At 64.7% G+C, this 12,679-nt stretch carries 13 protein-coding genes; 3 read left to right on the forward strand and 10 right to left on the reverse strand.

Features of this window, described 5'->3' with window-relative positions:
* Window positions 1-18 precede the first annotated feature (18 nt).
* Window positions 19-1,044 (reverse strand): DUF4917 family protein, encoded by a 1,026-nt coding sequence (locus tag NTD88_RS20665; protein ID WP_262128263.1) that lies wholly within the window; start codon window positions 1,042-1,044, stop codon window positions 19-21.
* 112 nt (window positions 1,045-1,156) lie between these two features.
* Here NTD88_RS20665 and NTD88_RS20670 point away from each other — a divergent pair, with 112 nt between their 5' ends.
* Both NTD88_RS20670 and NTD88_RS20675 read left to right on the forward strand, forming a co-directional pair.
* On the forward strand, window positions 1,157-2,230 hold the full coding sequence (locus NTD88_RS20670; RefSeq protein WP_410017301.1) for a glycerophosphodiester phosphodiesterase: 1,074 nt from the start codon (window positions 1,157-1,159) through the stop codon (window positions 2,228-2,230).
* 66 nt (window positions 2,231-2,296) lie between these two features.
* Window positions 2,297-2,935 (forward strand): LysE family translocator, encoded by a 639-nt coding sequence (locus NTD88_RS20675; protein ID WP_262155356.1) that lies wholly within the window; start codon window positions 2,297-2,299, stop codon window positions 2,933-2,935.
* 62 nt (window positions 2,936-2,997) lie between these two features.
* On the opposite strand, the gene hpaI is transcribed toward NTD88_RS20675, so the two are convergent.
* The 8 genes from hpaI to NTD88_RS20715 form a co-directional block, all read right to left on the reverse strand.
* On the reverse strand, window positions 2,998-3,801 hold the full coding sequence (gene hpaI / locus NTD88_RS20680; protein ID WP_175651755.1) for a 4-hydroxy-2-oxoheptanedioate aldolase: 804 nt from the start codon (window positions 3,799-3,801) through the stop codon (window positions 2,998-3,000).
* Window positions 3,802-3,814: 13 nt separating this feature from the next.
* Entirely contained in the window at window positions 3,815-4,618 is an 804-nt protein-coding gene (gene hpaH / locus NTD88_RS20685; protein WP_095159798.1) for a 2-oxo-hept-4-ene-1,7-dioate hydratase, read from the reverse strand.
* Between the two features lie 11 nt (window positions 4,619-4,629).
* Window positions 4,630-5,934, reverse strand: coding sequence for an MFS transporter (locus tag NTD88_RS20690; RefSeq protein ID WP_262154602.1), 1,305 nt, complete (start codon window positions 5,932-5,934; stop codon window positions 4,630-4,632).
* A 50-nt stretch (window positions 5,935-5,984) separates the two neighbouring features.
* Window positions 5,985-6,377, reverse strand: a complete 393-nt coding sequence (locus NTD88_RS20695; RefSeq protein WP_095159796.1) for a 5-carboxymethyl-2-hydroxymuconate isomerase — start codon at window positions 6,375-6,377, stop codon at window positions 5,985-5,987.
* A gap of 17 nt (window positions 6,378-6,394) precedes the next feature.
* Window positions 6,395-7,252: a 3,4-dihydroxyphenylacetate 2,3-dioxygenase gene (gene hpaD / locus NTD88_RS20700; protein WP_095159795.1), complete on the reverse strand. Its 858-nt coding sequence runs from the start codon at window positions 7,250-7,252 to the stop codon at window positions 6,395-6,397.
* A gap of 191 nt (window positions 7,253-7,443) precedes the next feature.
* Entirely contained in the window at window positions 7,444-8,904 is a 1,461-nt protein-coding gene (gene hpaE / locus NTD88_RS20705; RefSeq protein WP_095159794.1) for a 5-carboxymethyl-2-hydroxymuconate semialdehyde dehydrogenase, read from the reverse strand.
* Window positions 8,905-8,909: 5 nt separating this feature from the next.
* Window positions 8,910-9,683 carry a fumarylacetoacetate hydrolase family protein gene (locus NTD88_RS20710; RefSeq protein ID WP_095159793.1) on the reverse strand — a complete coding sequence of 258 codons (774 nt, stop codon included), beginning with the start codon at window positions 9,681-9,683 and terminating at the stop codon, window positions 8,910-8,912.
* Window positions 9,683-10,354: a fumarylacetoacetate hydrolase family protein gene (locus NTD88_RS20715; protein WP_095159792.1), complete on the reverse strand. Its 672-nt coding sequence runs from the start codon at window positions 10,352-10,354 to the stop codon at window positions 9,683-9,685. The genes NTD88_RS20710 and NTD88_RS20715 overlap by 1 nt, the downstream gene beginning before the upstream one ends.
* Before the next feature lie 161 nt (window positions 10,355-10,515).
* Here NTD88_RS20715 and hpaA point away from each other — a divergent pair, with 161 nt between their 5' ends.
* Entirely contained in the window at window positions 10,516-11,418 is a 903-nt protein-coding gene (gene hpaA / locus NTD88_RS20720; RefSeq protein WP_262154603.1) for a 4-hydroxyphenylacetate catabolism regulatory protein HpaA, read from the forward strand.
* A 69-nt stretch (window positions 11,419-11,487) separates the two neighbouring features.
* Here hpaA and NTD88_RS20725 read toward each other — a convergent pair whose 3' ends face one another.
* Window positions 11,488-12,675, reverse strand: coding sequence for an LLM class flavin-dependent oxidoreductase (locus NTD88_RS20725; RefSeq protein WP_262154604.1), 1,188 nt, complete (start codon window positions 12,673-12,675; stop codon window positions 11,488-11,490).
* Window positions 12,676-12,679: the final 4 nt, after the last annotated feature.

A 12,679-nucleotide genomic window follows, 5' to 3' on the forward strand; every position in this document is an offset into this window, starting at 1 on the left:
TCCTGCCGCGGGCGTCTTTCAGCGGCGCCGCCGGGTGATTGGCGCGGGGGCCGGCACGTTCAGTTCGGCACGGCCGAGCGGGTGACTGCTGGCATCGAAGAAATGCAGGGTGATCTCCGGCGATTCACCGAAGATGCGCGCGTAATGCTGCTTCTGGCTGATGATCGAGGCGTCGTTCAACGGCAGGATCGCGATCGCCAGATGGGCCGGACGGGCCTGCTGGATCGCTCGCAGCAAATGTCGATCGGCGCGGTCGAGGTGATGGCCAAAAATGCACAGGCCGTCAGTGTGCGCGGCCAGCGCGGCGTAGCTCCAGGTCAGGTAATCCGAGGCGCGGATCGCTTGCAGCTTGTGTTCGCTGGTGTCTTCGTTGACGAACAGCGGCACGTCGCCCGGCGTGTTGATGGCAAAACCGTCGAGCAACTGGCTGCCGTTGGCCGCGCGCTGACGGGTGCCGCCGTCCTGGGTCTTGAGCAAGTGCAGGCCGCCGTGCAAGTAGTGCATGCGGGTGCCTTCGCCGTGGGTGCGGCTGACGTCGAAGTGGCCTTCTTCATCGAACAACGGCTGGAAACCCTGCGGGTCATGGCTGACGGCCCAGTGGTTGAGCAGGTCGTAGTTGCCGGAGAACACCGCGCGGTAGTTGCGCAGCTCGGTATTGATCGCTGCCAGGGTGCTGGATGGCAGCAGTTTCCACGGGATGTGCACGCTGCGCACGGCGTGGATAAGCGCTTCCTTGATCGCGTAATAGCGGTTCAGCGGCGCCGACGAACTGATCGCCAGTGCGGCGTTGACCCGCACCGTGGTGTTGAGGGCGCTGAGCACCGGCTCGAACAGTTCGCTGCCGAGGGATTTGAACAACGCCTGGTCGCTCACCCCCAGCGGCTTGTTGCGCACGCGCTGGGCCAGCTCGAACAGCGAGAAATAGCTGAACGGCCGCCAGATCGCCCGGCTGGCGCCGTTGCCCAGCAGCAGGCCGCTGCACGGGTGACGGGTGTTGAGATCCGGCCAGGAGGCGAGGGTGGCGTCGACGTCGGCGAGGGGCATGCTTGTCTCGTAGGAATCTGTTGCAAATTGGCAGGGCGGGACTGTAGCACGTCACGGGCTGTCATCCGTGTCGGCGACTATGCTCAGGGCCGGTTTTGATGAGGAGCGGTCGATGTCATTCAAGGGGATCTTTCTGGGGCTGGGCATTGCGCTGCTGGGGTTGAGCGCGCCGGTCATGGCCCGCGACGGCGCGGTGCTGGCCAAGGCGCAGGGCATTGCCTATCCGGCGGTAATCGCTCATCGCGGGGCATCGTTCGATGCGCCAGAGTCCACGGCACCGGCCTATGCACTGGCTCGCGACCTGGGCGCCGATTACCTGGAACTGGACCTGCAACGCAGTAGCGATGGCGTACTGGTGGTGGTGCACGACAATGATCTGCACCGCACCAGCGATGTGGCCGAGCGTTTTCCCGAGCGCAAGGACAGTCCGGTCAGCGCCTTCACCCTCGCCGAATTGAAATCGCTGGATGCGGGAAGCTGGTTCAACCAGGCCTATCCCGAGCGCGCCCGGGCGGCGTTCGCCGGCCTCAAGGTGCTGACGCTCGAGGAAGTGATGGACATCGCTGAAGCCAATCCTGCCCTGCGGCCCGGGCTGTACATCGAAACCAAGGTGCCGAACCTGTTTCCCGGTATCGAACAGGACCTGCGGCGCGCCTTGCAGGCCCGCGGCTGGCTGGATGTGCCGGGGCGGGTGGTGTTGCAGAGTTTCGACCGCGACAGCCTCGCGCTGCTGCACACGGCCATGCCGCAGGTGCCCAAAGTATTGCTGTTGTGGTTGGGCAAGGGGCATATCGAGCCGATGCCAGGCCCGACCTTCGCCGAGTCGGGCGAGCGCGATAAAGCCGCCTTCCTCGCCCGCCAGCAACCCCGGGATCGCGCCGAGTTCGAGCGCTGGCTCGATCATGCCAAGGCGGCGGGCGCCGTCGGCGTCGGCCCGTCCGCAGCGTTGGCGGCGGGAGGCGAGCAGAGTTACGCCGACCTGGTGCAGCCATGGATGAACCGCATGGCTCACGACAAGGGCCTGCTGGTGCACGTCTACACCGTTGACGAGGCGGTGGATTTCCAGCGCGTCAGCGACGCCGGGGTCGATGGCATCTTCACCAATCGCACGGGTGCGCTGTTGCGCTTTTATGGGCGAGGGGTGCCGCAGGACGAGGCGATATTGTTGAAGTCCGGGGGCTATTGAGCCTCTGGTCGATTGCCCTGGAGGCGGCGTAGACTCTGGCGTCTACTTGATACGGACTTCCTCCCCATGACGCTATCGCTGCTGTTCGCCGTGCTCGCTTCCGGCTTCATTTATGGCATCACACCGGGCCCTGGCGTGCTGGCCGTGCTGGGGATCGGCGCTACCCGTGGTCGTCGTGCTGGCGCCGGCTTTTTGTGCGGTCATCTGTTGGGGGATGTGCTCTGGTGCAGCACCGCGCTGGTGGCGATCGTCGGCGCGCGGCAGATCGGCAGTTCGGTGTTCGACATACTCGGCCTGATCAGCGGCCTGTACCTGTTCTGGCTCGGCCTTCGTGCATTGCGCAGCCGTCCGGGCGCCGCGGGTGGCGAGCAGGGCACGGTACGCCAGCCGTTCTGGCACGGTGTGGTGTTCGGTTTGACCAATCCCAAGGCATACCCGGTGGCCGTGGCGACCTTCACCGCGCTGCTCTCCAGCCGCGCGGAAGCGCTGGACTGGTCGATGCTGCCGGCGCTGATCGCGCTGAGTTTCCTCGGTGGCCTGGTGGCGTACCTGATCCTGATCGTGGTGGTGGGCGCGCGGCACGTGCGCACGGTGTATACCCGCTACGAACTGTGGATCACCCGGGCGTGCGGGCTGATGTTCATTGGCTTTGCGGTGAATGCCTTGCTGCATGCGCTGCCGGGGCTGATTCCACGGCGCGGCTGATGTAGGAGCGGGGGGGGGGGGGGGGCGGGGGGGGGGCGCCCCCCCCCCCCCCCCCAAAAAAACTAGTAAACGCCGCCGGAAGTGGGCTGTGCCACCTGCCCATCCTTGAACTTCGCCGCCAACCCCTGCAACCCGCGCATCAGCACGGTGGTATCCACACCCACCGCAACGAATTTCGCGCCCAGTTCGATATAGCGCCGCGCGAGCTTCTCATCCGCGCTGAGAATCCCCGCCGCCTTGCCGGCCTTGTTGATCCGCGCGATGGCGTCTTCGATCGCCGCCTGCACGTCGGGATGCCCCGGGTTGCCACGATGGCCCATCGACGCGCTCAGGTCCGCCGGGCCGATGAACACGCCGTCGACACCGTCCACCGCGGCGATCTCGTCCAGGTTGGCCAGGCCTTCCTGGTTTTCGATCTGCACCAGCAGGCACATCTGCGCATCGGCGTGATCAAGGTAGCCGGGGATGCTGTTCCAGCGCGAAGCCCGCGCCAGGGCGCTGCCGACGCCACGCACACCCTGCGGCGGGTAGTGGATGGCGCGTACAAGCTGGCGGGCCTGCTCGGCGCTTTCCACCATCGGCACCAGCAGCGTCTGCGCGCCGATGTCGAGGACCTGCTTGATCAGCGCGGTATCGCCGATCACCGGGCGGATGATCGCCTCGCTGGCGTAAGGCGCCACGGCCTGCAACTGCGCGAGCATGCCGCGCAGGTCATTCGGCGCGTGTTCGCCGTCGATCAGCAGCCAGTCGAAGCCGGCGTTGGCCGCCAGTTCCGCGCAGTAGGCATCGGCCAGACCGAGCCACAGGCCGATCTGCGCCGAGCCCTCGCTCAGGCGTTGTTTGAAGCGGTTGACGGGCATGTCCATGGGACGCTCCTGATCAGACGAAACGGCAGGCGATAGAGCCGAGCATGTCGTAGTCGACGTGGAAGGTGTCGCCCGGGCGCGCGGCCACCGGACGGGTGAACGAGCCGCCGAGGATGATCTGCCCGGCTTCCAGGGTGACGTCGTACGGCGCCAGTTTGTTGGCCAGCCACGCCACGCCCTTGGCCGGGTGGTTGAGCACCGCGGCGGAGACGCCGGACTCCTCGATCACGCCGTTGCGGTAGAGCACCGCCGGCACCTTGCGCAGGTCGATATCGGTCGGCCGCACCGGCCGGCCGCCCATCACCACGCCGGCGTTGGCGGCGTTGTCGGAGATGGTGTCGAAGACCTTGCGGGTGACCTGGGTCTGCGGGTCGACCTGGTGGATGCGCGCGTCGATGATTTCCAGCGCCGGGATCACCCATTCGGTGGCGTCGAGCACGTCGAACACGGTGACGTTCGGGCCTTTCAGCGGTTTGCCGAGGATGAACGCCAGCTCCACTTCCACCCGCGGCACGATGAAGCGTTCGAACGGAATGTCGCTGCCTTCTTCGAACAGCATGTCGTCGAGCAGCGCGCCGTAGTCCGGCTCGGTGATGTTCGACGACACCTGCATGGCGCGGGAGGTCAGGCCGATCTTGTGACCGACCAGCTTGCGCCCGTCCTTGATCTTCTGCGCGACCCAGGCGCGCTGGATGGCGTAGGCGTCCTCGATGGTGATGCCGGGGTGTTCCAGGGAGAACTGGCGCACCTGTTCGCGGTTGCGTTCGGCCCGGTCCAGTTGGGCCGCGGCGCTGAGGATCTGGCTGTGGTCGAGCATGATCGAATCTCTTACTGAGGGTTGACGGTGGCGGCGTTGGTGCGCAGCACCAGCAGGCCGCCGAGTGTGATGAAAACGGCCAGCACGTACAGGGCGAGGCTGGCGCTGTGGGTGGTGTCGCGCATCCAGCCGATCAGGTAAGGGGCGGAGAACGAGGCGATGCTGCCCAGGGAACTGATCAGGCCGATGCCCGCCGCCTGGGTGGTGTTGGACAGGAAGGCCGGCGGCAGTTGCCAGAACATCGGCAGTGCGGCGCTGGCGCCCATGCCGGCGATGATCAGGCCTCCCATCACCAGGATGGCGTTGTCCGGCGCAATACCGGCCACGGCGATCCCGAAGGCGGACATCAGCAACGGCACGCAGAGGTGCCAGCGGCGTTCGCGGCGGCGGTCCGAGGAGCGACCGCAGGCGATCATGAAGAAGCAGCCGGCCAGGTACGGTACGGCGCTGAGCAGGCCGACGCGGCCGTCGCTGCCGATGCCGGCGCCGTGGATCAGGGTCGGCATCCAGAAGGCCAGGGTGTTCACCGCCAGCATCACCGCGCAGTACACCGCCACCAGCAGCCAGACCCGCACATCGCTGAAAAGCCCGCCGAAGGAGGTGATCGACTTGCGTTGTTCTTCCTGGTTGAGCTCTTCGCGCAGGCCGCGTTTCTGCTCGTCGTTCAGCCAGCTGACGCTGTTGAAGTTGTCCGGCAGGCACTTGAGCACTACCAGACCCAGCAGGATGACGGGAGCGCCTTCAAGCAGGAACATCCACTGCCAGCCGCGCAGGCCGGCGGCGTCATGGAACAGTTCGAGGATGCCGCCGGACAGCGGGCCGCCGACCACACCGGCCATCGGCACGGCGATGGCGAACAGCGCGGTGATCTGCGCGCGGCGACGGGCCGGGTACCAACGGTTGAGGTAGACCAGAATGCCCGGGAAGAAGCCCGCCTCGGCCACGCCCAGGAGGAAGCGCAGAACATAGAAACCGGTGGAGGTTTCCACCAGCAGCATGCTGGTGGACAGGGCGCCCCAGACCACCATCAGCGTGGCGATCCAGCGACGCGGGCCGACACGGTCCAGGGCCATATTGCTCGGCACGCCGAACATTGCGTAGGCGATGAAGAACAGGCCGGCGCCGAAGCCATACACCGTGTCGCTGAAGTGCAGGTCGGTGCTCATCTGCATCTTGGCGAAGCCGATGTTGATGCGGTCCAGGTGGGCGAACAGGTAACACACCAGCAGCAACGGCATCAGCCGCCAGGTGATGGTGGAGTGGGTCGAGTCTTGACGCCCGAGTGCTACGGTATCTGCGGTATTGGCTGTGCTCATGATTTTTTCTTTTTTGTCAGAGTGGCCGTGGGTGTTACAGGCGGGAGGGTTCAGCCCGCCTGGTTGTTGAGAAACGCGTGGACGTTGTTCTGCTTGAAGTTCAGTTGCGGGTGCAGCTCGATCATTTCGAACGACAGCGCCAGCAAGCGCTCAGCCTGCAGCGCGGCGAAGTGCTCGGTGATGACCGCGAACAGTTGCTCGGCGACCTGGGTACGGGTTTCCAGGTCACGGCCATGGCCGACTTTCAGGGTCATGTGGACGAAGGCGTAATCGTGCTTGCCGTCGGCCATGCGCCAGGTGTCCAGGCGCACCGCGCGGCTGCGGATGCCGCCGAGCGGAAACACGCCGCTGGCGCCGAGGGTGGCGTGGACTTTTTCGAACAGGCCCGGCAGGTCGGCCTGCTGTTCGATGTTGTCGGTGATTTCAGCGATGAAGTGCGGCATGGGAACTCCTTGGGAAATCAGACCGGGAAGATCGCGTTGATCTGACCGGTGCCGGAGCTGCCGAAGGCTTCGGTCAGCACTTCCACCGGCTTGTCGTAGTCGGCGCCGCCGAGCAGGCCGAGCAGCATCGCGGTGTCGTGCATGCCGCCTTCGCCGTAGCAGTGCGCGGCGTAGTCGGGGAGCATCGCGCAGAACTCTTTGAAGCGACCTTGCTTCCACAGCTCCACCACGCGCATGTCGACTTGCTTGTCGAACTCGCGGGTCCAGTTGTGGATGTTGGCTTCGGCGTTGCGGTCGTCGGAGAAGCGGTGGGACAGCGAGCCGGAGGCCAGCACCAGCACCTTGCGGTCGCTCTTCTCGATGGCGCGGCGGACCGCGGCGCCGAACGCCAGGCTGTCTTCCAGGCGGTGCCAGGCGCACCAGGCGGCGATGGAAACGACCTTCAGGCGCTCGCTTTCCGGCACGCCCATGTGCATGTAGCGCATCGGCACCAGGGTGCCGTATTCCAGCTCCAGGCTCGCGATGTTGTGGGCCTGGGTACGCACGCCGGCGGCGTTGGCTTCGGCGGCGATCAGTTCGCCCAGCTCGGGGCAGCCGGGGTATTCGAATTCCATGTCCTTGATGAAATGCGGCAGCTCGTTGCTGGTGTAGACACCCTTGAAGTGCTCGCCGCAGTTGATGTGGTACGCGCTGTTGACCAGCCAGTGCACATCGAACACCACCGCGGTGTCGGCGCCCAGTTCGCGGGCCCGGCGACCGATTTCCTTGTGCCCGGCGATGGCCGCCTCACGGCAGCCGTGGTGCTTGCCCGGCAGTTCGGACAGGTACATCGAGGGGACGTGGCAGACTTTGGCTGCCAGGACGACTTCGCCCATGATGGAACTCCTGATTCTGTTGTTCTTCTTTTGTTCTCGCACGGGAATCCCCTGTAGGAGCGAGCTTGTCGGAGCGCCGAACCGTCGCGAAGGGCTGCGCAGCAGCCCCAAACCGGTGTTACCAGGATTTGCGACCGCTTCGCGGTCGTTCGCGAGCAAGCTCGCTCCTACAGGAGGGGAGTTGCTAGCCCTTACACACCCCAGCGCGGAATGTGGTGGCTGCCCATCGAGATGCACACGTTCTTGATTTCGGCGAACACTTCGAAGCTGTACTGACCGCCTTCGCGACCGGTGCCCGAGCCCTTCACGCCGCCGAACGGCTGGCGCAGGTCGCGGACGTTCTGGCTGTTGATGAACACCATGCCGGCTTCGATGCCGCGGGCCAGGCGGTGGGCCTTGCCGATGTCCTGGGTCCAGATGTACGAGGCCAGGCCGTATTCGGTGTCGTTGGCCAGTTGCAGCGCTTCGGCTTCGTCCTTGAACGGGATCAGGCAGACCACAGGGCCGAAGATTTCTTCCTGGGCGATGCGCATCTTGTTGTTCACGTCAGCGAACACGGTCGGCTGGATGAACTGACCTTTGGCCAGGTGCGCCGGCAGGTTGGCCGGACGCTCCAGGCCACCGGCGAGCAGGGTGGCGCCTTCCTCGATGCCGATGCGGATGTAGCCGGTCACCTTGTCGTAGTGGGCCTGGGTGATCATCGAGCCGACCTGGGTTTTCGGATCGGTCGGGTCACCGACGATCAGGCGCTTGGCGCGGGCGGCGAACTCGGCGACGAACTGCGGATACACGCTTTCCTGGATGAAGATCCGGCTGCCGGCGGTGCAGCGTTCGCCGTTCAGCGAGAAGATGGTGAACAGCGCGGCGTCCAGCGCACGCTCCAGATCGGCATCTTCGAAAATCAGCACCGGCGACTTGCCGCCCAGTTCCATGGAGTACTTTTTCAGGCCGGCGGTCTGCATGATTTTCTTGCCGGTGGCGGTGCCGCCGGTGAAGGAAATCGCACGCACGTCCGGGTGCCGGACCAGCGCGTCGCCGGCGGTGGCGCCGTAGCCCTGGATCACGTTCAGCACGCCGTTGGGGATGCCGGCCTCAACGGCCAGGCGACCCAGTTCATTGGCGGTCAGCGGCGACAGTTCGCTCATCTTCAAAACCGCGGTGTTGCCCAGTGCCAGGCACGGCGCGGTCTTCCAGGTGGCGGTCATGAACGGCACGTTCCACGGCGACACCAGGCCACACACACCCACCGGCTGGTACAGGGTGTAGTTGAGCATCTGGTCGTCGACCGGGTAGGTGTGGCCGTCCATGCGGGTGCAGACTTCGGCGAAGAAATCGAAGTTGTGCGAGGCACGCGGGATCAGCACGTTCTTGGTCTGGTGGATCGGCAGACCGGTATCGAGGGTTTCCAGCTCGGCCAGTTTCGGCACGTTCTGCTCGATCAGTTCGCCCAGCTTGCGCATCAGGCGGGCACGTTCCTTGGCCGGGGTGTTGGCCCATTTCGGGAAGGCTTCTTTCGCCGCGGCAACGGCCTGGGCGACTTCCTCGGCACCGCCGCTGGCGACTTCGCCGATGGCTTCGCCGGTGGCCGGGTTGTAGTTGACGAAGGTGTCCTTGCTCTCGACCTCACGGCCGTTGATCCAGTGCTTGATCATGCTGCTCACGCCTCTTTGTTGTACTGAGCGAAGAACTCGGCTTCGCTGACGATTCGGTTGACCAGACGGCCCACGCCTTCCACTTCCACCACCACTTCATCGCCCGGCACCACGTCGGCCAGGCCTTCCGGCGTGCCGGTGGCGATCATGTCGCCCGGTTGCAGGGTCATGAAGCTGGACAGGTATTCGATCAGGTAGGGGATGTCGAAGATCATGTCCGCGGTGGTGCCTTCCTGTTTCAGCTCACCGTTGATCCAGGTGCGCAGGGTCAGCTTCGACGGGTCCGGCACATCGGCCACATCGACGATCCACGGGCCGACCGGGGTGGTGGCGTCGCGGTTCTTCACCCGCAGGTTGGGGCGGTAGTAGTTCTCGAGGTAATCGCGGATGGCGTAGTCGTTGCACACGGTGTAGCCGGCCAGGTACTCGAGGGCGTCCTCGCGCTTGACGTTGCGCGCCGGCTTGCCGATGACGGCCACCAGTTCGCACTCGTAGTGCATGTACTTGATGTTGTCCGGGCGCCAGGTGATCTGGTTGTGGCCGGTGTAGGTGCCTGGCGATTTGACGAACGCCAGCGGCTCGGTCGGCGGCGCGAAGGCCAGCTCGGCGGCGTGGTCGGCGTAGTTCAGGCCCAGGGCGAACATGTTGCCGTTGGCGGGCGGCAGCCATTCGACCTGGTCTTCGGCGATCAGTCGGCCATCGGCCAGGCGCACGGCGTTGTCGGCTTCGACGGTGACCGCGTGGACATCGCCCTGGAAACGGATACGAGCGTGTTTCATCAGTGCGACTCCTCCTCGGCAACGATGGGGTTGGCCAGGCGGCCCAGTCCGGTGATTTCGATTTCGACGTGGTCGCCCGGCTTGACGTCGGCGCGGCCTTCAGGGGTGCCGGTGATCAGCACGTCGCCTTCATGCAGGGTCATGAACTCGGTGATTTCCGCGATCAGTTGCGGGATGCCGCGCACCAGATTGGCGGTGCTGTTCTGCTGGCGAACTTCGCCGTTGATGAACAGGCGGATGTCCAGGCTGTGCGGGTCGGCGATCTGCTCGACGGGCACCAGTTCCGGGCCAATCACGCAGAAGCCGTCGCGGCATTTAGCCTTGACCGCGGGGCGGTAGTAGCTCTCTTCCGGCAGGCTGAACTCGTTGACGATGGTGAAACCGGCAACGTGCTCCAGCGCCTGCTCGGCGCTGACGCGGCTGGCGCGCTTGCCGATAACCACGCCCAGTGCCGGGCCGGCCTGCAGGTGTTCGACGCCCTTTGGATAAACCACCGGCTGGCCGTGGCCATTACGGGTGTTGGGGGTCTTGATGAACAGCACCGGCTTGACCGGTGGCTTCTGGTACGGCGCCTGTTCGAATTCGGCGAGACGCTGTTCCAGCAGCCCCTTGTAGTTCAGCGCAACGCCGAACAGGGTGCCGGTGGCAGCGTCATGCAGGGCACGGCTCATGCTCTTCTCCTGACAAGGGCAGGGCATCGGGTGCCCCGCGGGGGATAATTGTTAATGTGTTAACGTTATAATTAAGATGTTAATGAAATGCAAGCTGCTGTTTCATCCGTGCGGCGTTAAGCTGCGCGCAGAACAACACGCGGTACGACGGGTACAGAGCCATGAGCGATCGCACGCCGATCCCCAACATCAACATCGGTCAGGTCTACGACCAGCGCTACAGCGATTCGGAAGTGCACTACGACAAGCTCGGCAACCTGGCGGGCTTCTTCGGTCGCAACATGCCGGTGCACCGCCACGACCGTTTTTTCCAGGTGCACTACGTCAAGTCGGGCACGGTGCGGGTCTATCTGGATGACCAGCAGTACGTCGAATCCGGGCCGATGTTCTTCCTTACGCCGCCGACCATCCCGCATTCGTTCGTCACCGAGCCGGACGCCGACGGCCACGTGCTGACCGTGCGCCAGCAACTGGTGTGGCAGCTATTGGAAGCCGATCCGGCACTCGCACCGGGCCCGCAAGTGGCGCCGGCGTGCGTGGCATTGACGGGGCTGGAAGGTAATTTCGCGGCTGAGGCGCAGCGGCTCGAACGGCTGTTCGAATTGCTGCATGGCGAAGTGAACGGCGACGAGGCGGGTCGCGGCGCGGCGCTGCACAGCCTGACGCGGCTGATCATGATCAGCCTGTTGCGCCTGTGTGCCCGCTCACTGCCGGCACGCTCCACGCGGCATGAGGACTTGCTGATTTTCCATCGCTTCAACGAGCTGATTGAAGCGCATTACCTCGAGCACTGGCCGCTGTCGCGCTATGCGCAAGGGATTGGCGTGACCGAAGCGCGGCTCAACGACATCTGCCGACGCATCGCCGACCTGCCGTCCAAGCGGCTGGTTCTGGAGCGGCTGATGCAGGAAGCCAAGCGACTGCTGTTGTTCACCGGTAGCTCGGCGAACGAGATCTGCTACAGCCTGGGGTTCAAGGACCCGGCGTATTTCAGCCGGTTTTTCCTGCGGTATGCGCAGGTGACGCCGGGGGAGTATCGGCAGCGGCAGGGCGGGTTACGTTGAGGTGATGGTGTTGTTGATGGCCTCATCGTCGCAGTTTGGCGATGAGGCCGGACAAGTCAGACAGATTTCTCAGCCAGCCACCTTCAACTCAGGCACCGCCACCCGCCGCAGTTTTTCCCGCTCCCCGCGGAAGTGCGGAAGAATGTGTTCCCCCAACCGATACGCCTCTTCCAGATGCGGATACCCCGCCAGGAAGAACACATCGATCCCCAGTTCGTTGTACTCGCGAATCCGCGCCACCACGTTTTCGTAGCTGCCCACCAGCGCCAGCCCCGGCGGAATGCCGATGTAGCCGAACCCCGCCCAGACATTGGGATAGATGAAGAAGTCATCGAACTGACGGCTTTCCTCGCGGCTGCCGTATTCCTCTTCATAACTCAGCTTGCGCGCGCTACGCAGCCCGGCATGCGCCGCCGCGGCCTTGATGGTGTTCTTGGCCACGCCCTCATCGAAGAAGCGCTTGGCTTCGACATGCGCCAGTTCTTCGGTCTCGCGGGTAATGACATCGATGGACAAACCGAAGCGGATATCACTGCGCCCGTACTTCAAGGCCCGCGCGCGGATATCGGCGATCAGCTTGCGAATCTCGTCCGGATGCTCGGCGCGCATCAGGTAGAAATCCGCGTGCTTGGCGGCGAACTCGCGGCCGGCGTTCGATGAGCCGGCGGTGCAGATCAGCGGCAACTCGGCTTTTTTCTGCGGGCCGCGCAGGCCGCCGCCCTGGGCTTTGTAGAAGTGGCCGTCATAGTGGAAGTTTTCCGAATGCCAGTAGCCCTTGACCACATCCATGAACTCGGTGGCCCGCGCGTAGCGTTCGTCGTGGTCGCTGAAATCGCCGACCTGGCGCTGCACGGTGTCGGAACCGCCGTTGATGATGTTCCAGATCAGCCGGTTGCCGGTGGCGCGCTGGTAGGTCGCGGCCTGTTGCGCGGCCACCCACGGCGTGTAGTGGTACGGCTGGAACGCCGCGACGTAACTCAACGTGCGGGTTTCCCGGGCCAGCAGCGAGCACACCGTCCACGGCTCTTCGCCGTAGGGCGCGTTGACCATCAGCACGCCGCCGAAGTTGTTGATCTCGGCGGCCCTGGCGATCTGCCCGAGGTAATCGATGTAGGTGAAGTGGTCGCCGACACTGAAACCGGACACCGCGCCGGTGCTGTCGCCGCCGGCATGCCAGTCGCCGCGGTTGCGCGGGTCGCCGGGGAGGAACTGGGTTTCGCCGTGAAGGGGCAGGCGGGTGAAGAATTCGATACTCATGGCG

This window comes from Pseudomonas sp. 20P_3.2_Bac5 (genome assembly GCF_025466035.1).
Taxonomy (GTDB): domain Bacteria; phylum Pseudomonadota; class Gammaproteobacteria; order Pseudomonadales; family Pseudomonadaceae; genus Aquipseudomonas.

Bases quoted from the DNA above. Each gene is read 5' to 3' on its own strand.
- NTD88_RS20665 (WP_262128263.1), bottom strand. From the start codon at position 1,044: ATGCCCCTCGCCGACGTCGACGCCACCCTCGCCTCCTGGCCGGATCTC.
- NTD88_RS20670 (WP_410017301.1), top strand. From the start codon at position 1,157: ATGTCATTCAAGGGGATCTTTCTGGGGCTGGGCATTGCGCTGCTGGGG.
- NTD88_RS20675 (WP_262155356.1), top strand. From the start codon at position 2,297: ATGACGCTATCGCTGCTGTTCGCCGTGCTCGCTTCCGGCTTCATTTAT.
- hpaI (WP_175651755.1), bottom strand. From the start codon at position 3,801: ATGGACATGCCCGTCAACCGCTTCAAACAACGCCTGAGCGAGGGCTCG.
- hpaH (WP_095159798.1), bottom strand. From the start codon at position 4,618: ATGCTCGACCACAGCCAGATCCTCAGCGCCGCGGCCCAACTGGACCGG.
- NTD88_RS20690 (WP_262154602.1), bottom strand. From the start codon at position 5,934: ATGAGCACAGCCAATACCGCAGATACCGTAGCACTCGGGCGTCAAGAC.
- NTD88_RS20695 (WP_095159796.1), bottom strand. From the start codon at position 6,377: ATGCCGCACTTCATCGCTGAAATCACCGACAACATCGAACAGCAGGCC.
- hpaD (WP_095159795.1), bottom strand. From the start codon at position 7,252: ATGGGCGAAGTCGTCCTGGCAGCCAAAGTCTGCCACGTCCCCTCGATG.
- hpaE (WP_095159794.1), bottom strand. From the start codon at position 8,904: ATGATCAAGCACTGGATCAACGGCCGTGAGGTCGAGAGCAAGGACACC.
- NTD88_RS20710 (WP_095159793.1), bottom strand. From the start codon at position 9,683: ATGAAACACGCTCGTATCCGTTTCCAGGGCGATGTCCACGCGGTCACC.
- NTD88_RS20715 (WP_095159792.1), bottom strand. From the start codon at position 10,354: ATGAGCCGTGCCCTGCATGACGCTGCCACCGGCACCCTGTTCGGCGTT.
- hpaA (WP_262154603.1), top strand. From the start codon at position 10,516: ATGAGCGATCGCACGCCGATCCCCAACATCAACATCGGTCAGGTCTAC.
- NTD88_RS20725 (WP_262154604.1), bottom strand. From the start codon at position 12,675: ATGAGTATCGAATTCTTCACCCGCCTGCCCCTTCACGGCGAAACCCAG.